Source organism: Mesorhizobium sp. M0768 (assembly GCF_040320195.1).
GTDB lineage: Bacteria > Pseudomonadota > Alphaproteobacteria > Rhizobiales > Rhizobiaceae > Mesorhizobium.
In genome coordinates this window covers 1-20,014 of the sequence record NZ_JAMYPD010000016.1, presented here as the reverse complement: position 1 = coordinate 20,014, position 20,014 = coordinate 1, and the positions used below count along the sequence as shown (strand labels likewise).

At 63.0% G+C, this 20,014-nt stretch carries 19 protein-coding genes and 1 pseudogene; 8 read left to right on the top strand and 12 right to left on the bottom strand.

Annotation, left to right across the window (positions count from 1 at the left end; all coding sequences use genetic code 11):
- Positions 1-159: 159 nt before the first annotated feature.
- Positions 160-675, top strand: coding sequence for a TIGR00645 family protein (locus NKI08_RS20120; RefSeq protein ID WP_352450730.1), 516 nt, complete (start codon positions 160-162; stop codon positions 673-675).
- Between the two features lie 54 nt (positions 676-729).
- Here the strand turns inward: NKI08_RS20120 and NKI08_RS20115 are convergent, their stop codons facing one another.
- From NKI08_RS20115 to NKI08_RS20105, 3 genes are all read right to left on the bottom strand, one after another.
- Entirely contained in the window at positions 730-1,596 is an 867-nt protein-coding gene (locus tag NKI08_RS20115) for an SDR family oxidoreductase (protein ID WP_352771700.1), read from the bottom strand.
- Between the two features lie 114 nt (positions 1,597-1,710).
- Complete coding sequence (locus NKI08_RS20110) at positions 1,711-2,346, bottom strand: helix-turn-helix transcriptional regulator (RefSeq protein ID WP_352771698.1); 636 nt, start codon at positions 2,344-2,346, stop codon at positions 1,711-1,713.
- 7 nt (positions 2,347-2,353) lie between these two features.
- Positions 2,354-3,223 (bottom strand): S1C family serine protease, encoded by an 870-nt coding sequence (locus NKI08_RS20105; protein WP_352771696.1) that lies wholly within the window; start codon positions 3,221-3,223, stop codon positions 2,354-2,356.
- 169 nt (positions 3,224-3,392) lie between these two features.
- Here NKI08_RS20105 and NKI08_RS20100 point away from each other — a divergent pair, with 169 nt between their 5' ends.
- Complete coding sequence (locus NKI08_RS20100; protein ID WP_023678284.1) at positions 3,393-4,343, top strand: S1C family serine protease; 951 nt, start codon at positions 3,393-3,395, stop codon at positions 4,341-4,343.
- Here NKI08_RS20100 and NKI08_RS20095 read toward each other — a convergent pair.
- Positions 4,340-4,765: a VOC family protein gene (locus NKI08_RS20095; RefSeq protein WP_352771694.1), complete on the bottom strand. Its 426-nt coding sequence runs from the start codon at positions 4,763-4,765 to the stop codon at positions 4,340-4,342. The genes NKI08_RS20100 and NKI08_RS20095 overlap by 4 nt on opposite strands.
- 66 nt (positions 4,766-4,831) lie before the next feature.
- Here NKI08_RS20095 and NKI08_RS20090 point away from each other — a divergent pair, with 66 nt between their 5' ends.
- The gene (locus tag NKI08_RS20090) at positions 4,832-5,458 is read left to right on the top strand and encodes a TetR/AcrR family transcriptional regulator (protein ID WP_352771692.1); all 627 of its coding nucleotides are present in this window, start codon (positions 4,832-4,834) and stop codon (positions 5,456-5,458) included.
- On the opposite strand, the gene NKI08_RS20085 is transcribed toward NKI08_RS20090, so the two are convergent.
- On the bottom strand, positions 5,391-6,347 hold the full coding sequence (locus NKI08_RS20085) for a LysR family transcriptional regulator (RefSeq protein ID WP_352771690.1): 957 nt from the start codon (positions 6,345-6,347) through the stop codon (positions 5,391-5,393). The genes NKI08_RS20090 and NKI08_RS20085 overlap by 68 nt on opposite strands.
- Positions 6,348-6,458: 111 nt before the next feature.
- On the opposite strand from NKI08_RS20085, the gene NKI08_RS20080 reads away from it, so the two are divergent.
- The 3 genes from NKI08_RS20080 (at position 6,459) to NKI08_RS20070 (ending at position 11,191) form a co-directional block, all read left to right on the top strand.
- Complete coding sequence (locus tag NKI08_RS20080) at positions 6,459-7,103, top strand: FMN-dependent NADH-azoreductase (protein ID WP_352491493.1); 645 nt, start codon at positions 6,459-6,461, stop codon at positions 7,101-7,103.
- Positions 7,104-7,235: 132 nt separating this feature from the next.
- Complete coding sequence (locus tag NKI08_RS20075; protein WP_352771688.1) at positions 7,236-8,618, top strand: 3' terminal RNA ribose 2'-O-methyltransferase Hen1; 1,383 nt, start codon at positions 7,236-7,238, stop codon at positions 8,616-8,618.
- A complete protein-coding gene (locus tag NKI08_RS20070; protein WP_352771686.1) occupies positions 8,615-11,191 on the top strand; it encodes a polynucleotide kinase-phosphatase in 2,577 nt (858 codons plus the stop codon). Before NKI08_RS20075 ends, NKI08_RS20070 begins: the two co-directional genes overlap by 4 nt.
- A gap of 8 nt (positions 11,192-11,199) precedes the next feature.
- Here NKI08_RS20070 and NKI08_RS20065 read toward each other — a convergent pair whose 3' ends face one another.
- Together NKI08_RS20065 and NKI08_RS20060 are read right to left on the bottom strand one after the other, a co-directional pair.
- A complete protein-coding gene (locus tag NKI08_RS20065) occupies positions 11,200-11,490 on the bottom strand; it encodes an HlyU family transcriptional regulator (RefSeq protein ID WP_023719334.1) in 291 nt (96 codons plus the stop codon).
- Positions 11,491-11,602: 112 nt separating this feature from the next.
- Entirely contained in the window at positions 11,603-12,286 is a 684-nt protein-coding gene (locus NKI08_RS20060; RefSeq protein WP_352491496.1) for a PadR family transcriptional regulator, read from the bottom strand.
- Between the two features lie 270 nt (positions 12,287-12,556).
- Here NKI08_RS20060 and NKI08_RS20055 point away from each other — a divergent pair, with 270 nt between their 5' ends.
- Positions 12,557-12,709 carry a DUF2798 domain-containing protein gene (locus NKI08_RS20055; RefSeq protein ID WP_352591312.1) on the top strand — a complete coding sequence of 51 codons (153 nt, stop codon included), beginning with the start codon at positions 12,557-12,559 and terminating at the stop codon, positions 12,707-12,709.
- A 159-nt stretch (positions 12,710-12,868) separates the two neighbouring features.
- Here NKI08_RS20055 and NKI08_RS20050 read toward each other — a convergent pair whose 3' ends face one another.
- The 5 genes from NKI08_RS20050 to dnaG form a co-directional block, all read right to left on the bottom strand.
- On the bottom strand, positions 12,869-13,249 hold the full coding sequence (locus NKI08_RS20050; protein ID WP_352491498.1) for a thiol-disulfide oxidoreductase DCC family protein: 381 nt from the start codon (positions 13,247-13,249) through the stop codon (positions 12,869-12,871).
- A 210-nt stretch (positions 13,250-13,459) separates the two neighbouring features.
- Positions 13,460-13,753, bottom strand: coding sequence for a GYD domain-containing protein (locus tag NKI08_RS20045; RefSeq protein WP_292658752.1), 294 nt, complete (start codon positions 13,751-13,753; stop codon positions 13,460-13,462).
- A gap of 234 nt (positions 13,754-13,987) precedes the next feature.
- Positions 13,988-14,563 carry a hypothetical protein gene (locus NKI08_RS20040; protein ID WP_352491499.1) on the bottom strand — a complete coding sequence of 192 codons (576 nt, stop codon included), beginning with the start codon at positions 14,561-14,563 and terminating at the stop codon, positions 13,988-13,990.
- Between the two features lie 10 nt (positions 14,564-14,573).
- Entirely contained in the window at positions 14,574-16,595 is a 2,022-nt protein-coding gene (rpoD, locus tag NKI08_RS20035; protein ID WP_023678297.1) for an RNA polymerase sigma factor RpoD, read from the bottom strand.
- Between the two features lie 374 nt (positions 16,596-16,969).
- The gene (gene dnaG, locus NKI08_RS20030) at positions 16,970-18,931 is read right to left on the bottom strand and encodes a DNA primase (RefSeq protein WP_352771682.1); all 1,962 of its coding nucleotides are present in this window, start codon (positions 18,929-18,931) and stop codon (positions 16,970-16,972) included.
- A gap of 283 nt (positions 18,932-19,214) precedes the next feature.
- Here dnaG and NKI08_RS20025 point away from each other — a divergent pair.
- Positions 19,215-20,014, top strand: a pseudogene (locus NKI08_RS20025) (hypothetical protein); the annotation flags it as partial.

Sequence of the window (20,014 nt, the reverse complement as noted above, 5' to 3'; positions counted from 1 at the left end):
GATTCTGGAAAGGGCGTTCCCTGCCCTGTCCCGACTCCAGCGGGACACACGAGCCCCGCCGGTTCCCCTCCCCGGCGGGGTTTCGTTTTTTTGAAACCTTGCAAACCGCCGCAGCCTGCCCGAAATACGGCACTCCGACAACGGAGCCCGAATCGCCGCATGAAGCGCCTCGAACTCGCCATCGAATCGATCATTCTCGCCTCGCGCTGGCTGCTGGTCGCCTTCTATCTCGGACTGGGTGCGGCACTTGCCATCTATGCCGTGTCCTTCGGCAACAAGCTGTTCGAGTTCGTCTCCGTTGCCTTCACGCTCGATGACACCGACACCATCCTGAAAATACTCGGCCTCATCGATGCCGCGCTGGTCGCCTCACTGGTGGTGATGGTGATCATCTCGGGTTACGAAAACTTCGTCAGCCGCTTCGATGAAAATGACGGCAAGGTGCATTGGCTGGGCACGATCGATGTCGGCTCGCTGAAGGTCAAGGTCGCCTCGACAATCGTAGCGATCTCCTCGATCCACCTCTTGCAGGTGTTCCTGAACTCGGTCTCCTACACGACCGACCAGCTGATGTGGCTGACCATCATTCATCTGGCCTTCGTTCTGTCGGCACTGATGCTTGCCTATATCGACCGGCTGATGGGTCTTGGCAAAGCCAAGAAAGCCGAAGACTGAGCACACGTCTGTGCCGGTCTTTAAGAGATATGCCTGTCAGCTAGATACTTTCCGTCAGTAGATACCTTTGATTTTGGTATCCGTCCGGCCGAACACCTCGTCCGGCACAAAAAAGTCGCCGGCGAGCGGGCCTGTCGCACCCGGCGCATAGGCCGAGAAATCGCTGACGCCCTCAGCGCGCAGCACTTCTTCGTCAATGTAGAAATTGCCGGTCGCCTCACGCGACGGCCTGACCAGGATGGCGTATGCCGCATCGGCCATGATGTCGGGCGAACGGCTCATCGCCGCCACCGTCGCCCCGCCCAGGAGGTTACGCACCGCCGCCGTGTCGATGGTCGAGATCGGCCATAGCGAATTGACCGCGATGCCGTCCCTGGCGAACTCGGCGCTCATGCCCAGCGTGCACATCGACATGCCGAACTTTGCCATCGTGTAGGCGACATGGTTCTTGAACCACTTGGCCTTCATGTCGAGCGGCGGCGCCAGATTCAAGATGTGAGGATTTTCCGCCAACCTCAAGTGCGGAATGCACATTTTGGAGACGAGAAAAGTGCCGCGCGTGTTGATCTGGTGCATCAGATCGTAGCGCTTCATATCGGTCTCCAACGTGCCGGTGAGCTGGATGGCACTGGCGTTGTTGACGCAGATATCGACGCCGCCGAACCTCTCCACGGTCTTGGCGACCGCCTCGGCGACCTGTTCTTCATCCCGAATGTCGCACAGCACCGGCAGCGCCTTGCCGCCGGCCTGCTCGATCTCGTGCGCCGCCGTGTAGATCGTCCCGGGCAGCTTCGGATGCGGCTCGGCGGTCTTGGCCGCGATCGTCACATTGGCGCCATCGCGCGCGGCGCGCAGCGCAATCGCCAGCCCGATGCCGCGCGACCCGCCGGAGATGAAAAGCGTCTTTCCCTTGAGCGACATCCTTGCGCCTTCCTGCAACATGAAAGACACGATCCTTGCGCGGCTGAGAACCGCCGCGCAAGGCCCAACATACCGCATGCGGGTTACGCTGCGTCGGCCTTGAGACAATCTGAACTAGACCAGCACCAGGCCCTGCCGCATGGCGATGGCAATCGCATCGGTGCGGTTGGCGGCACCGAGCTTCGTCAGGATCGCTGCGACATGGAACTTCGCCGTATGCACGGAGATGTTCAGCCGCCGCGCGATGACCTTGTTGGGGGCGCCCTCGGCCAGTAGCGCCAGCACCTCGCCTTCCCGCGGCGAAAGCGTCGGCCGGACGATCTGCTCGTCGGTCAGTTCCTCTTCGAACCGGTCGCTGCCATGGAAGGGCAAATCGTGATGCAGATCGGATAGAGCATGACTGTCACGCGAAATCCGGTAGCCCGCAGCCGCGAGCCGCGCGGCGGCGGCGATCAGCAACTCGTCCGCTTGCACCGGCAGCACGGCAAATACTGTATCGGCCGGCCGTTCACGGGCCGCTCGCGACGATAGCAGCACGCGAGGCATAGTCGCGTCGACGAGCCCGCCTTGTAGCCCATGATCATCGACGATGGCGACATCCGCCGCCTCACGCCCGTCGACTTCGCCGGCCAGAACCGGCCGCAGATCATCGGTCGCGGCGAGAATGGCGGACAGACTTCGCGTGCGCTCGGCGTCACCGAGCGCGATCAGCACCGTCAGCCGTCTGCCAGCGACCTCACCGCTTACCATCTATCCCTCAGCTCAGTGGCTTTTCACCGATGGTCAGGGAAACCTCACGATTCTCGCCGCCGCGCACCACGCCGAGTGTCACCAAGGCACCGGCGCTGTCCGGCCCGAGCTTGCGGATCAGCTCGCGCGGGCCATGCACCGTCTCTGCGTTCCACGACACGATGATGTCGCCGAGACTGAGACCGGCTGATTTCGCCGGCCCGTTATCGTCGAGGCTCATCACCATGGCACCCTGTGTATCACCATTGCGGACCGGATGCAGGCCGGCGCCAAGATAGCCGCGCGCCACATGACCCTTCTCGCGCAGCGTCGTGACTGCCCGCTCGATCGTTTCGTAAGGCATGACCAGCGCCCGCCGGCGTGGCCCGAACAGCAGCATGCCGATCAGTCCGCCCTTGGCATCGAGCACAGGGCCACCTTCGAAACGGCCGCCGGCATTGACGGCAAGGTTGATGCGCCGGTCGATCGTGCCGCCGCGCATTGAACGCCAGGCCGGGCCGACCTCGCCGACCGTGCCCAAGGTAGCGAGCGAGGTGCCGTCGCTATTGCCCGCCACGACCACCAGGTTGCCCGGCCGCACCGCATCCGCCTTTACCAGTGACGGGGCGGCCGGCGCGCCGGCCGGTTTCAAAACGGCCGTGCCGGTGGACGGGTCGCGGCCGACCAGTTCCGCCTTGACGGCTTCGCCCGAAGAAAACGTCAGCTCGATCTCCTCGCCGGCCTCGACCGCCTCCTCGGCAGTGACGAAATAGCCGTCCCGCCAGTGGAAAGCAGTTGACGTCCGGTGGTGCGTCGCGAAGCTGGCCGTCGCTGGTGCCGCGGCTGCCGCGATGTCGGCAATGGCGTCGGAAAACGTGCTCAGATTGAAATCGCTCATGATTTATCTCCTGGGTTCTTCGTGACCCAGATATCGCCCGGCAGGGCGTTGGCGGATACTCGCCTGACGGCTAGTTGGGCATGTGACTGGCCATCTGGTCAGGTCGCGGCCGGTCCGGCCGCTCCGCACATATAGGCATTGTTCATCTTGTTCCAAACGGAGCCCTCGGATGGCCCTGCCCGCCCAGCAATTGCAATATGACGATGCCCTTCTCGATGCCTATTCGGCGACGGTCGCCGATGCCGTCGACCGCATCGGGCCCGCCGTCTGCCGCATCGAGCGCATCGGTGGCCCGGGTGGCCATGGCTCCGGCTTCGTCATCGCGCAGGACGGGCTGGTCGTCACCAACTTCCACGTCGTCGGCGATGCGCGCAGCGTACGCGTGTCAATGCCGGACGGCGCCTCCAGGGAAGGCCGCGTGCTCGGCCGCGATCCCGACACCGACATTGCGCTGGTGCGCGCCGACGGCAACTTTGCCGACGTCGCGCCGCTTGGCGATTCCAAGCGTTTGAGGCGCGGCCAGATTGCAATTGCCATCGGCAATCCGCTCGGCTTCGAATGGACCGTCACCACTGGCGTCGTCTCGGCACTCGGCCGCTCGATGCGTGCCTCCACCGGCCGGCTGATCGACGACGTCATCCAGACCGACGCCGCGCTCAACCCCGGCAATTCTGGCGGACCGCTGGTGTCCTCGGCTGGCGAGGTGATCGGCGTTAACACCGCGATGATCCACGGTGCGCAAGGCATCGCCTTCGCGGTTGCTTCCAACACCGCCAATTTCGTCATCTCGGAAATCATCCGCTTCGGCCGTGTGCGCCGTGCCTTCATCGGCGTTTCCGCCGATACCACCAACCTGCCGCGCCGCGCAGCCCTTTTGTCGCAAGTATCGAGCAGCACGGCGGTGCGCCTGCGCACCGTCGAAAAGAACAGCCCGGCGGCCAAAGCCGGCCTCAGGGAAGGCGACATTATTGCCGCCATCGACGGCCGTCCGGTCACCGGCGTCGACGATCTGGTGCGCATGCTCGACGCCGAGCGAATCGGCCGCGAGACACTATGCACGGTGGTGCGCCGCTCCGGCATTACTCAGGTCACCGTGATGCCGTTGGCGAGGGCAAGCTAGCGCGCCGCAGCACCCTGCGCATATTGCGCCATAAATTCTGGGCTCGGCGGGATTTGCCTGATCACGTCGATCAGCACGCCGTTGGGATCCCTGGTGATGAAATGGCGCTGGCCGAAGGGTTCGTCGCGCAGCGTCCGCAGGATCGGCAGGCCAGCGGCGGTGATCCGCTTATAGATGGCATCCGGATCCCTGACCTCGAAATTGATCAGCAGACCAGATGTGCGGCCCCGCCCTTCCTCCGGGATCGTCTCATGATCGCCCTGGACGATGCCGAGGTTGACGCGACGGTCTTCGGCTGAGCGCAGATGCACGTACCAGTCGGCCTCAAACAGCGGCTTGAAGCCGAAATGCGCAACATAAAAGGCTGCCGTGCCGGCAACGTCGCTCGTCATCAGCACCGGATAATAGCTCGTCGTCCTCATCTTTCCTTCTCCCGGCGAATAACATACAGTCTGCATGTAAATGGCAATAACATACAGGCTGCATGTATGCAACAAGGATCCGCTCGTCGCTCCAACCGTGATCGCACCGCGGCGACACGCGCCGAGCTCGTCGCCGCGGCTCGCAAACTGTTCACCGAAAAGTCCTATGCCGACACCGGTACACCCGAGATCGTCGCCGCTGCCGGCGTCACGCGCGGCGCGCTCTATCATCACTTTGCCGACAAGCAGGCGTTGTTTGCCGCTGTGGTCGAACAGGAGGCGCAAGCCGTCTCGGAAGAGATCGAACGCGCGTCGCCGCCTTCGCTATTTGCCCGCGATGCGCTGATTGCCGGCTCGGATGCCTATCTGGCTGCCATGCGTGCCCCCGGCCGCACGCGGCTCTTGCTGCTTGACGGCCCGGCCGTGCTCGGCCGCGCCGCCATGGATGCGATCGACAATCGCCATGGCAACCGTTCGCTGCGCGAAGGCCTTGTTGCTGCGATGCGCTCGCACTCCATGACGAGACTGCCTGTGGAAGCACTGACCGCGTTGCTCGCAGCCGCCTTCGACCGCGCAGCGCTCGCAATCGAAACTGGAGCATCGATCGAGGACTATCGCGCCGTTCTCATGGCGCTGATCGACGGCCTGTCTCCGGCTCCTCCTCAGGTATCTCACCCGGTTCGAACTCGTTGAAACAGCCTAGCTGGCGCTTGAACTGGTCGATCAGCCAGGCGGCCGCCGGTTTCGGGCTGCGATCGGCGCGGTGCATGGCATAGAGCGGCGAGCGGACTTCGCTGTAAGGATCGAGATCGAGTTCGACGAGCCGGCCGGTCGCCAGATCATCGGCGATCAGCCATCGCGGCAGCCCGCCCCAGCCCAGCCCCTCGCGCATCAGCACGTGCTTGGTGCGCACATCCGTCAGCCGCCAGGTGCGGTAGGCGAAGACGCCATAGTCACGCCCGCGCGTACGCTCGGACTGGTCCGAGACGACCAGTTGGATGTGTTCGCGGACATCCTCTAGCGCCACTGGTCTCGGCAGCAGCGCCAGAGGGTGATCAGGCGCTGCGGCTGGCACCAGGGAGAAGAAGCCGATGCGAAGCAGATTCACGTCCGTCTCACCCAGAAGCCCCCCGATGCCGAGATCGGCCTGTCCGCCGACAACATGATCGAGGATAAGGCCAAGCGAGCCGATATGCAGACGCAGCGTCACGGCCGGGAACTGCGCCTCGAATGCCTTTAGCACCCGAACCAGCACCGGCGACGGTAGCGTCACGTCGACCGACAGCGTAACTTCCGCCTCCAATCCCTGCCGGTATCCGTCGACACGCGAGCGGATGCGTTGCAGCACGCCGACCATTCGCCGCGCATCTTCCAGCGTCGCCTTGCCGACATCGGTCAGTTGCGGTTCACGCGTGCCCTCGCGCTCGAACAGCTTCAGCCCAAGCTGCGCTTCGAGGTTGGCGATGGCGTAGCTGATCACCGATTGCGCGCGATTCAATTTGCGCCCGGCGGCCGAGAAGCTGCCGGTCTCGGCCACCGCAACCAGGATCTGCAGTTGGTCAAGCGTCGGGTTCGGTTGCATCGTTCAATCCACATTTTAGATGGATAATATACAAAATATACCAGTTTTTCAAATGGGTCTGCGCACACATATCTGCCGGGAGATTTTAATCCAACCCTGGAGACCCCATTAATGTCCATCCTTCTTGTCACATCGAGCCCGCGCGGCGCTGCCTCCCACTCGACCCGAATTGCTACTGAATTCGCTGAAAAGCTTGTTGCCGCCGATCCGTCGAACACGCTTGTCGTGCGCGACCTCGTCGCCAATCCGTTGCCGCACATCGATGCCGATTATGCGACCGGCATCTACACGCCGGCCGAAGCGCGCACCTCGCGCCAGGCTGAAGTCGTTGGCGTCTCCGATGTCGTGCTGGATGAACTGTTCGCCGCCGATTCGGTGATTCTCGCCACCGGCTTCATCAACTTCAACATCTCCTCGACGCTGAAGTCCTGGGTCGATCACATTGCCCGTTCCGGCAAGAGCTTTGCCTATGGCGAGAACGGCCCCAAGGGCCTCGTCACCGGCAAGAAGGTCTACATCGTGCTGGCTTCGGGCGGCATCTATTCCGAAGGTGCGGCCGTGCAGTTCGATCACGCCATTCCCTACCTGCGCAGCGTGCTTGGCTTCCTCGGCATGACCGATCTCGAGGTCATCCGCATCGAAGGAGTCGGCATGGGCGCCGATGCGGTGGCAGCAGCGCTGGCCAAGGCCTCGACCAAGGTCGACGCCATTGTAGCCGCGACCGGCAATGCCGAGCGCGTCGCCACCGCGGCGTAAAGCGTCAGCATCGTCTGAATTGTACAAGGGCAGGCGCCCGGCGCCTGCCCTTGTTGTCGTTGGCGACAACCTATTGTGGTGGGCCACACAACCGCCATTGGTTATTCCGCTTGTCTGCGCTATCGGTCGCGGATGTTCCTTTCCGTTGCCACAACGCACCGTCCGGCCACCGATCTCGGTTTCTTGCTGCACAAGCATCCGGATCGCCTGCACGAGACCGACCTGTCTTTCGGCAAGGCGTGGCTGTTCTATCCCGAGGCAACCGAAGAGCGTTGCGAGGCTGCACTCCTGCTCGATGTCGATCCTGTGGGACTGGTGCGGGGCAAGGGCCAGGCAGAAGGCCTGCTCGACCAATATGTGAACGACCGGCCTTACGCAGCATCATCCTTCCTGTCGGTAGCGCTGAACAAAATGCTGCGGACGGCGATGACCGGTACATCGAAGGAGCGCCAGGAACTGGCCGACAGCGAACTGCCGCTGGAAGCCGTGGTTACGCCACTGCCAACGCGCGGCGGTGAGGTTCTGGTTCGAAGTTTGTTCGAACCCTTGGGCTGGACAGTCGATCTGACGCCAATCGAAGGAATCGGGGGTGCTGCGGGCGAGCCCCGATACGGCCATCTGAAGCTGACCGGCACGGGCCGGCTCAGCGCCTTGTTGAACCACCTCTATGTGCTGATCCCAGTGATGGACGATGCCAAGCATTACTGGGTCGGCGAAGCAGAGATCGACAAGCTGCTGTCCAAAGGCGAAGGCTGGCTGGAAAACCATCCGGCCAAAGACCTGATCGTGCGCCGCTATCTGGGCAATCGCCGGGCTTTGGCCCGCATCGCCCTGGAGCGGCTGGCTCCCGAGACGGCTGGCGAGGCACAACCTGCCGAGCCGCGCGTTACGCCCGAGGAAGCGCTGGAGACGCCTATCCGGCTCAACGATCTGCGCATGGACGCAGTTGTCCACGCCATTCGGGCGACGGGAGGAACCACTGTTGCGGACCTGGGATGCGGTGAAGGCAAGCTGCTCGACAGGCTGGTGCGCGAGCGATGGATTCACAAGCTGTTCGGTCTGGATCCGGCGGCGCGCGAACTGGAATGGGCCGCAAAGCGTCTCAAGCTGAACGAATTAGGCGGGCCGCCCGAGGGCCGGGTCACGCTGCTGCATGGATCGCTGACCTACCGCGACAGCCGTTGGGCCGCAGCCGACGTCGCCGTTCTGGTCGAGGTCATCGAGCATCTCGACGAGGACAGGCTGCCCCTGGTCGAACGCATCGTTTTCGGTGAGACGGCGCCCAAATCCGTCATTGTGACCACTCCGAATGCGGACTACAACGCTCTGTTTCCAAGACTGGTCCCTGGCGCATTTCGCCATCCCGATCACCGTTTCGAATGGAGCCGGGCTCAGTTCCAAGCCTGGGCGGCCAAAATCGGCGAGATCTATGGCTATGCAGCCACCTTCAGCGGTATCGGAGCCGAGGACCCGACCCTCGGCGCCCCCACCCAGATGGCAGTGTTCACCCGATGAGAGAACCTGATAAGACCAACCTCACCATTCCTGACTTCGCCCTCGTCGTGCTGATCGGCTCGACCGGATCGGGCAAGTCGACTTTCGCCACCAAGCATTTCCTGACGACTGAGATTATCTCCTCGGACCAGTGCCGGGCGCTGATCTCCGACGACGAAACCGACCAGGACGTCTCTGCGGATGCCTTCGATCTGGTTCGCGAAATAGCCGGCAAGCGGCTCAAACACCGCAGGCTGGCCGTCATCGATGCCACCAATGTGCGAGCCGCCGACCGCAAGCCCTGGATTGAGCTGGCGCGCAAGTGGCACGCTTTGCCCGTCGCCGTGGTCCTCGATCCAGGCGTCGAGGTGTGCGTCGCACGCAATGCGGTGCGAGCCGACCGGCAGTTCGGCGCCGGGGTCGCCCGGCGCATGACAACCGAGGTCCGCAAGGGTCTTGGCGGCCTCCAACGCGAGGGCTTCCGCCAAGTCTGGAAGCTTACCAGCGAGGCCAGCATCGACGCGGCCGAGGTGTCGCGACAGCCGCTGTGGACCGATAAGCGCGACGACCATGGCCCGTTCGATATCATTGGCGACATCCATGGCTGTTCGGATGAGCTTCATATCCTGCTCGCTCGACTGGGCTACAGCGTCGCCTGGTCTGAGCATCAGGGCGACCGAATGGTCACCGTGGTTCCACCAGAGGGCCGCAAGATCGTCTTTGTCGGCGACCTCGTCGATCGCGGCCCCAACTCGCCCGACGTGCTGCGCATTGCCATGGGCATGGTCGCGGCTGGAACGGCTTACTGTGTCCAGGGCAACCATGAACGCAAACTCAGCCGCTGGCTAGAAGGCCGCAAGGTCACTGTCGCTCACGGCCTCCAGCAGACTGTCGATCAGCTAAATGCACAGGACCGAGGCCTGCGCGAGGCGCTGCCGGCCTTTCTCGACGGCCTGCGCAGCCATGTCTGGCTCGATGGCGGAGGCCTCGCCGTCGCCCATGCCGGCCTCAAGGAAGAGATGATCGGACGCGGTTCCGGCGCTGTGCGCGAGTTCGCTCTGTACGGCGAGACCACAGGCGAGACCGACGAGTTCGGGCTGCCCGTCCGTGCCGACTGGGCTGCGGCCTATCGTGGCAAGACGGGCATTATCTATGGACATACGCCCACGCTATCGGCCGAATGGGTCAACAACACCCTGTGCATCGACACCGGATGCGTATTCGGCGGCAAGCTGACGGCCTTGCGCTGGCCGGAACGCGAACTGGTCGAGGTGCCGGCAATCGAGACCTGGTCGGAGCCGATACGTCCGCTGGGCGGGTCCGGTCCCGGTAAATCGGCACAGGCCGACGCCGACGGCGTGCTCGATTATCAGGATGTCTCCGGTCGCCGTTGGATCGAGACCGGACTGAGGGGCCGGATTGTCGTGGCCGAGGAGAACGCGTCGGCAGCACTGGAGGTGATGAGCCGCTTCGCGCTCTCGCCGCAATGGCTGATCTATCTGCCGCCGACCATGTCGCCGTCCGAGACCAGCAGCCAGGACGGCTGGCTGGAACGTCCGGAGGATGCCTTCGCTTACTTCCGCGAGCGCGGCGTTGCGCAGATCGTGTGCGAGGAGAAGCACATGGGTTCGCGGGCAGTGATCGCGCTCTGCCGGAACGCGCAGGCGGCACGCAGCCGCTTCGGGGTCCCTGGCGACGAAACCGGCGCAATCTGGACCCGCACCGGACGCTCCTTTTTCAATGACAGTGCCATGACGGAGGACCTGCTCGCCCGTCTTCGCACCGAGGTCGACGCGGCGGATCTGTGGAAGGAATTGAACAGCGACTGGCTGCTGCTGGACGCCGAGATAATGCCTTGGTCCGCCAAGGCCGGCAGTCTGATCGAAAGCCAGTATGCGCCTGTGGCGATATCCTCTGCCGCCGGTTTCAAGGCCAGCAACGAGGCGCTGGCCCGTGCGATGGCGCGCGGCGTCGATGCAGCCGGCCTGAACGCACGCCTTGAAGACCGGGCCGTCCGCGCAGCCAAATACGCCACCGCCTGGGCGCCCTACGTATGGCCAGTTTCGGGCGTCGAGGACCTTAAGGCCGCGCCTTTCCACCTGCTGGCCAGCGAGGGACGTGTTTGGTTTGACCAGGACCATGTCTGGCACATGTCGCTCGCGGACCGTCTGGCTGCCCGTGGCGGCGTGGTCACGCCGACTCGATGGCGTATGGTTGATCTCGCCGACGGCAGCGCGTGTGCCGAGGCCGTCGCCTGGTGGGAAGCACTGACCGGCTCAGGCGGCGAAGGCATGGTGGTCAAACCACGCGACTTCGTCAGCCGTGGCAAGAAGGGGCTCATCCAGCCGGCGCTGAAGGTCCGCGGCCCGGAATATTTGCGCATCATCTATGGTCCCGAATATGATGCACCCGACAATCTCGTCCGCCTCCGAGAACGCGGCCTGGCCGGCAAGCGCAGCCTGGCGCTCCGGGAGTTCGCGCTTGGCCACGAAGCGCTAACGCGATTTGTCGCCAAGCAGCCGCTACGCCGGGTTCACGAGTGTGTCTTCGGCGTGCTGGCGTTGGAAAGCGAGCCAATCGACCCAAGGCTGTAGTAGCCGATCTATCCGAAGATCTTTTCGCCTTGCTCGTCGACCAGCTGGATGCCCTTTTTGATCGAGATGTCGACGGCATCATCAAGCCCGGCAAAGCGGTCGGCGCGGATGAATTTGTGCTCCTTCATCACGCCGTCGATCTCTTTCGAAACCACGCCGCAGGTCTGGTACTGGCCCTCCGCCTTGTAGGGCGTGGCGCTGATCAAAAATCCCTTGTGCTCGATCTGCTTTACAGGCGCCGCTGTCTTTGGCTCGGCGGCTTCGTTGCCTCCGCCGAAAAGACGCTTCAGAAAAGACATGGGGTATCCTCCAACGGCAATCATCCTGCACCACATAGCGCGACGCAGGATGATTTTCAGTACCGGTCCTTGGCTGGACCGGCAAGGGCCGCCTGCGGCTTGCCGTTAGAGGTCAGTCGCGCGTCAGTGCTTCCAGGGCTTCCGCGGCAGCTTCCAATATGCTGATTGCCTCGGCCTGCTTTGCTTCAGGCGCATCGACGATCTCGCCGAGCGCGGCGCGTAGCCGGTGGCGCACGGCGCGAAACTCGTCGCGCTTTTCCGAGCGGCCGCGGCCGCGCCGGCCACCGTCGCCGTCATCGTTCCAGCCGAACCAGTCGCGCGCCTTGGCCATCTTGCGGCCGAAGCGCTCGAGATGTTCGAGCACGTGGTCGATCATCTCGCGATTTTCGTTGAGGTGCGCCTGCCCAGCCTCGGTGATTGAAAACACCTTCTTGTTGCCTTCCGCCGCAGAAACGGCGTAGCCGGCCTCCTCCAGGAAGGTCAGCGTCGGATAGACCACGCCGGGGCTCGGGCTGTAGACGCCGCTGGTGCGCTCCTCCAGCGCCTTGATGATGTCGTAGCCGTGCCGCGGCGCCTCGGCCAGCAGTGACAGCGTGATCAGCTTGAGATCGCCGTCGGCCAGCATGCGGCCGGCGCGGAACATGTCGCCCGGCCCGCCGCGTCCGCCGCCTCTCATGCCATGCCCGAACGGGCCAAAGCCGCCGCCACGTCCGCCGAACTTGCCGGCCATATGCATGAAGACGCGCTCGGCGCGTTCGCCGAAACGATGATGGCTGAAATGATTGTCTTTGTGCATTGTCTGCTCCTTGAGTTATGTCTTACGATATATCTCAACTAAGTGCCCGCCACGGCCGAGTCAAGATATATCTTACGATGTATCTGAAAATGGCACCAGCAGGATTGAGTTCGCCAGCGAGGGTAGCTAGACGGTGCATGAGGGCCGAAGGCCGCTCCGTAAGCGTCTGACGTGAAGCAACGCATCCACCCCGGTCGTTCCGGGCAGTTACGCCGACAATACCGGCGAATGGGTGCAAGGCGACGAACCGGATGCTTCAGGGAAATCCAAATGACCATGAAAACCCCGCGCAGCAGGCTGCCTGTGCGCTATGCCGCCGTGCTCGACCCGCTGGTGCTGTCGTTGTTGACGACGTTCATCGTGTCGTTCATCTCGACACTGAAAAGCCTTGGCTTCCAGCCCGACATGTGGCCACTTGGCTGACGGCTTGAGGCCTGTCCTGGCTGGCCGACGCTGCTGCCAGTGCTGCCGGCGGTGCGCCGCATCGTTGGCTGGCTTTGCGAGCCCGTGGCTCGATAGCAGGGCACGCGAAAGGCCCGGAAACAATCTCCGGACGTTTCGGTGCGGAGCGAATAATACCCGTTACCAGCGGCCTTTGCGCCGGTTCCAGGCATAGAGCAGATCGGCAAAGCGATCATAGCCATAGCGCGTCAACGGCAGTGCGCCGGGATTGCCGAACAGCGTTGCGAGCCAGCCTTCGCCGGGCGTCGTGCGCCATACAGCAATGGCAACATCGGCGCCGACCAGCAATTTGCCGTCGGCGTCGATCGCATGCAGCCGGCGCCGGATGTCCTCCAGGCCGATGCCGTACCCGGCCAGCGCCGCCGGTTCGGCATTGATGTCGCGAAATTCGATCCGCCCGGCCTTGACCGCCTCGATCAGCCGCCGCTTCTGCCGGCTGATGCCGGCATCGCAGACCGGACAGCGCGTATTGTACCAGACTGTCAGCAGAGGCTTGGCCATGTTTCGAAACGGCACCAGAGGACACGCACGGATTATCCGAGAAATGCCGTTGCGCCGCAACGTGACACGATACCGGCGGAACGGCCGGCTTCGCTGATCCAGGTCGCCCAAAGGGTACGCAGCGGTTTTACGATAACGACATGCATAAAAAGAAGAGCTTAAAGCGCGTCGCAAGGGCCGTTCAGCGCGACGCGCTTCAGGCGCCGCGGCTCAGCCGAGCGAGGTGATGATCTCGCGATAGGCATCCTCGGGGAAAGCCTTGAGTGTCCGCGTCCTGACGTTTCCGCCCGTCGCCAGCATCAGCGAGAAACGAGCGAGGACAGCATCGTCGGGCGCTTCGAGCACGGCCACCATGTCGCAATCCCCCATAGTGAGATAAAATGCCTTGAAGGACCCGCCCATGTCTCCCAGCAGCTTCTTGGCGGCATCGAGCCGCTTCGGCGATTCGCGCACATTTTTGGCGCCTTGCTCGGTCCAGTTGATCAGCACGATGTAAGTTGTCATGGCACACCTCCCTCCGGTGCCACGGAGCACGGCGTCCAACCGCCGGGGCGGGCATCCGGGTTTGTCGCCCAGAGAATGCGTCCGTCGCGGAATTATCCTCCCACACCCGGTGCACCGCAAGAACAAACGGCCGGACGATAAAATTAAAAAGGCGCCGGATGGCGCCCTCTGACTCGTTCAGTCATTCTTGAGTGTCAGCTCCTAAGACGGTTCCGAGCATGCTCGAGCACGACGTCAGCTATCGACCGTCCTGATCAAGCCCTGCTCTGACAGATCGATTTTGTCCTTCAGAATGTATCTGTGGCCAAGGCCAACAGAATTTTCCGGAAGTCCCAGATAGGCGGCGAGTTCCTCATGGAGGTCGAGCGGAGCCATGTACTCTTTCGCTCCATCCATTCCCAATATCTGAAGCAAATCGTCAGGCGCGGCCTGCTTGCCGATCATAGCCAGCAAGGCGGGAGCGTCTTCCAGCCGAGGACGCATGTCCTCATCGTCAGGGTCACTCATCTCCATGCCCGGACAGGAATTGTAGCGCGATTGGAGAACACCGTGCTTTGCCGCCCAGAGGTTTAGCTGTTCCTCATCATAGACGGTAATCGCGATGCCGACGCATGTCAGATCGAGGGTCAGGCTCTGAAGCAAGGATTCAATCCAGCGCGGGTCGAGCTGGTCTGTGTAACGGTCGGAGAAAGTGGTCCAACCATTCTGTTCGGTTGTGACGAAGGCGTCGATGGTCTTCGTCCTCAGCCAGTTGACCAACGCTTCTTGCGTTGGCCCCTTTATGCTGACGGTTCCGTAGGTCGCGCCCACCTAAAAATCCTCAGCTGTCGAGGAAGCTTCTGAGCTTGCGCGACCGGCTCGGGTGCTTGAGCTTGCGCAGCGCCTTGGCTTCGATCTGGCGGATGCGCTCGCGGGTGACCGAGAACTGCTGGCCGACCTCTTCAAGCGTGTGGTCGGTGTTCATGCCGATGCCGAAGCGCATTCTGAGCACGCGCTCTTCGCGCGGCGTCAGCGAGGCCAGCACGCGCGTCGTCGTCTCGCGCAGATTGGCCTGGATCGCCGCGTCGATCGGCAGGATCGCCATCTTGTCCTCGATGAAGTCGCCAAGATGCGAATCCTCCTCGTCGCCGACCGGCGTTTCGAGCGAGATCGGCTCCTTGGCGATCTTCAGCACCTTGCGCACTTTTTCCAGCGGCATGGCGAGCTTTTCCGCCAGTTCTTCCGGCGTCGGCTCACGGCCGATCTCATGCAGCATCTGGCGCGAGGTGCGCACGATCTTGTTGATCGTTTCGATCATGTGCACCGGAATGCGGATGGTGCGCGCCTGGTCGGCGATCGAACGGGTGATCGCCTGCCGGATCCACCACGTCGCGTAGGTCGAGAACTTGTAGCCGCGGCGGTATTCGAATTTGTCGACCGCCTTCATCAGGCCGATATTGCCTTCCTGGATCAGGTCGAGGAACTGCAGGCCGCGATTGGTATATTTCTTGGCGATGGAGATGACGAGGCGCAGATTGGCCTCGACCATTTCCTTCTTGGCGATCGCGGCTTCGCGCTCGCCCTTCTGCACCTGGTTGACGATCTTGCGGAATTCCTGGATCGAAATCGCCGTCTCGGTGGCGAGGTTCTGGATCTCGGCGCGCAGGTCGCGGATGGCGTCCTTCTCGTTCTTGGTGAATTCCTTCCAGCCGCGCGAGGTCAGATTGCCGATCGAGCGCGTCCAGTTGGGATCGAGCTCCGAGCCCTGATATTCCTTGAGGAACTCCTCGCGACGCACGCCATAGCTTTCGGCCAGCCTGAGCAGCTTGCCTTCGTTCTGCACCAGGCGCTTGTTGATGTCGTAGAGCTGTTCGACCAGCGCCTCGATGCGCGCCGTGTTCAAGGACAGCGACTTCACCGCCTTGATCAGCTGGTCCTTCAATTCCTTCAGCCGGCGGTCCTGGCTGGGCGACAGCGTGCCAGCGGCAGCCAGCCGGTTCTCGACCTGCTGGTCCTGCAGCTTGCGCAGTTTCTTGTAGGTGTCGGCAATGACGTCGAGCGTCTCCATCACCTGCGGGCGCAGTTCCGCTTCCATGGCCGCCAGCGACAGGCTCGCCTCGTCATCGTCTTCCTCGTCGTCGTCCACCAGGCCACGCGTGTCGCCGCCGACATTGGTAATGTCGTCCTCGTCCTCGCGCGAACGGCGCGACTTTTCCTCGGTCTTGGCTTCCTCGATACGCTCGACAACCGGCGCCTGCTTGGCCTCCGGCCCGGCATAGGTCGCCTCGAGGTCGATGATCTCGCGCAGCAGGATCTTCGATTCGTTGAGCTCGTCACGCCAGATGATGATGGCCTGGAAAGTCAGCGGGCTTTCACAGAGGCCCGCGATCATCGTCTCGCGGCCGGCCTCGATGCGCTTGGCGATCGCGATTTCGCCCTCGCGCGACAGAAGCTCGACTGAGCCCATCTCGCGCAGATACATGCGGACCGGATCGTCGGTGCGGTCGGTCGGCTCTTTCTTGGTCGTGGTGGCGGCGACGGCGGTGCCGGTCTGCTCGGCCAGCTCGTTGGCGTCTTCCTCGGCGTCAGCGGCGGTATCGGCGGCTTCGGGCTCCTCGCCCTGCTCGTCGTCCTCGACCACGTTGATGCCCATGTCGGAAAGCATGGCCATCGTGTCCTCGATCTGCTCGGAGGTCACTTCCTCCGAGGGCAGCACCGAATTCAGCTCGTCCATGGTGACATAACCGCGTTTCTTGGCGGCCTTGATCATCTTCTTGACAGCATCGTCGGAAAGGTCGAGCAGAGGGCCATCGGTCGCGGCCTCGCGTTCGGTCTCGACTTCTTCCTTTTCTTTTGTCGCCATAGTCTTTATTTTCTCCAAGCGGCTGAGTATCAAAGCCGCGTAAGCTGCCGGTCCGGTCAAATTGGATGCGCTCTTTCCAGAACGCGCTTTACCGGGCCAGTAACTGCATCTCTCGTTAAGTCCAGATTAACCCTGATATCTGTGGCAAGCTGACTGCCTGTCCAGTGATCAGTACCTTACATCGCTGCATTCCCGTCGATGCCGGGGCGGGTTAACGTTTCGAATCGACCTGATTCCGCCATTCTGCCGGAAGGTCAAGCGCCTCTCGCATGATTCGCATGAAAAAAGCGAATCAATTACCCGACTTAGAGCACCGCACGCTTGATTCAACGCGCAAGCACGTCCTTACATTTCAGTCTTCTGGAGGCTTCGATCTAAACGCGCCCAGCTCTGCCCGACGATACGCCAAACCCTTCGATCAGCGCTTCCGTTGCCTGCACATCACGAAATTGCGCCTGGATTTCGACCAGGTGCCGGTAATTTTCGTCCGTGGGATCGCTGGCGAGCGCTGCTTCCGCCTGCTTCAGCTCCTTATGTAAGGTGCGCGCGCTGCGCTGCAAGTGGAGAGCTTGGCTGAACGCATCGCGAGCATCGTCGAGTGCTGCCGTTTCCAGCGCCGGCCATTGCCGCGCACGTTTGATCAGCGCCACCGCGCGCTGCCAGATCTCACCGCAGCCGGCCCGCTCGATCGTCGCGATTACAGCCTCGCGGTTGTTGGCCATATCGTGCGCCATAGCGTCGAGGATGGCCGCATGCAGCCGCTTCAGATCGGAATTGGCGAGATCGAGGAACTCGACATGGGCGAAATTCTCGTCGATCAGCACGGGATGGTTGACGAGGGCCGCAATGATCGTCGCCTCGCGCACCGACATGCCCTCGCCGCCGCGTTTGACCAGCGCCGAGCGGCCGAGGCTTTCGGTGATCGCGGTGCGCCCACCGGCATTGCCGCCACGTGCAAACTGTCCGCCGGGTGCTGAGACCCTGCCCGGGAAGCGCTCACCTGGCCGTCCGTCCTGACGTCCCTGGCGTCCGCGCTGGGTCCCGAAGAAGCTCTGTACGCGCTCGCGCATTTCCTGTTGGTAGTGATAACGAAGGCTCTCGTCGCGGATGCGGCTGGTCAGTTCGCGGAGCGTCTTTTCGAGCTCCGCCCGCCGTTCCGGCGTGTCGAAGATGCCGCCGGCGGTCTCGCGCATCCACAAGAGGTCGGCCAGCGGCCGTGCCTCGGAAAGCACGGCGCGGAACGCATCCGGCCCGTCACCCTTGACCAGATCGTCGGGATCCTTGCCCTCCGGCAGCAGGGCGAAGCGCACGGAGCGGCCTGCCTGGACCGCCGGCAGCGCCATGTCGGCGGCGCGCCACGCTGCCTTCAGCCCGGCCTGGTCGCCGTCGAAGCACAGCACCGGCTCGCCAGCCATGCGCCATAGAAGTTCGAGCTGGTTTTCAGTCAACGCGGTGCCGAGCGGCGCCACCACGTTTTCGAAGCCGGCCTGCGCCAGCGCGATCACATCCATGTAGCCCTCTACGGCAATGACCGTGCCGCCCTTGGCCAGCGCCCCCTTTCCGAGCGCTTGGCGCGCACGGGCGAAATTGTAGAGCACGTTGCCTTTGTGGAAGAGCTCCGTATCGGGCGAGTTCATGTATTTGGCCGGCGCATCCGGCGCCAGTGCCCGCCCGCCGAAGGCGATGATCTTGCCCCTGGAATCCGGGATCGGGAACATGATGCGGTCGCGGAACCAATCGTAGGAAACCGGGACGTCGTCGCCATGGCGCACCAGCCCGCACGCCTCGATGTCGGCCTTGGGGACACCCTTGGCGGCAAGATGCTCCTTCAGCGCATTGCGGCTGTCGGGGGCATAGCCGAGGCGGAAAGACTGCTGCGTCGCCGGTGTCAGCCCCCGGTCGCGCAGATAGGCGCGGGCCTTTGCCCCTTCCGGTCCCTGCAGCCGTTCCTGGAAGAACGCCGTCGCCATCTCCATGACGTCAGTCAGGCTGGCGCGTTCCTTTTCGCGCCGCTCCTCCTGGGCATCGCGAACCGGCATCGGCACGCCGGCCATGTCGGCGATCTTCTCGACCGCTTCAGGAAAGCTCATCCCGTCAAGTTCGGTCAGGAACTTGAAATGGTCGCCCGAAACCGAGCAGCCGAAGCAATGGTAGCGGCCCTTCTTGTCCTCGCAGTGGAAGGACGGGCTCTTCTCGCCATGGAAGGGACAGCACGCCCAATAGTCGCCGCGCGGCGCGTTGGTCTTCTTCCTGTCCCACGCGACGCGCTGGCCGATCACCGAAGAAATCGGCACGCGGTCGCGGATCTCGTCGAGGAAAGCAGGCGGAAAGCGCATGGGGGACAGCTCGTTTGGCCTCCATATAATCACGCCGGCGAAGCCCGACGACTCCTAATGCGGAACCATACCCGGTTTTCACAGGGCCAAGGGGTCCAGGCGCCTGACGTTGCGTGGCTGCCACACCGCAGCGGGAATAGTCTCAAGCTTACCTGACCCGTGGCTTCAAGATTGACTTTGCATGAACTCGCCAATCTAGATGATCATAAGCAAAGGCGACTCGTCCGGAATTCAGCGCCCGTAGAGAGTCAGGCCCGCCGGTCGGGGGATTTTGGGGGACGGGGTGACCGTAGCTCTGGATGCGCATGTCACCATGCGGCTGCGGCGTTTGCCGTTGTCCGCACTTTCCTTTCTGTTGTCGTCGATTTTCCTGCTTTTGTTCGCAACGCTGAGGCGCGCCCTCGCCGCCATTCTCGTGCTCGTGCTCGTGCCGAGCGCGGCGTTCGCGCTGCCGACGGTGACCATCAACCAGGCAGCGGGCCAGAGCGATCCGGCGGGTTCGTCACCAATTCGGTTCGACGTGGTCTTCAGCGAGCCGGTGACCGGCTTCAATGGCAGCGACGTCGATCTTTCCGGCACCGCCGGCGCCACCACCGCGTCCGTTACTGGCTCCGGCAGCTCCTACAGCGTTTTGGTCAGCGGCATGACGGGTTCGGGGTCCGTCGTGGCCACAATACCGGCCGGCGTGGCGACCAACGCCGCCGTCGATCCGAACGAGCCCTCGACCAGCACCGACAATACCGTCACCTACAATCTGCCGCCACCGCCGCTGACAGTGACCATCAACCAGGCTGCCGGCCAGAGCGATCCGACCGGTTCGTCGCCAATCCTCTTCGACGTGGTCTTCAGCGAGCCGGTGACCGGCTTCAGCGGCAGCGACGTTGTGCTTTCCGGCACCGCCGGCGCCACCATCGCTGTCGTCACCGGCTCCGGCAGCACTTTCAGCGTCGCGGTCAGCGGCATGACGGGTTCAGGGTCCATCGTGGCCACAATACCGGCCGGCGTGGCGACCAACGCCGCCGTCGATCCGAACGAGCCCTCGACCAGCACCGACAATACCGTCACCTACAATCTGCCGCCACC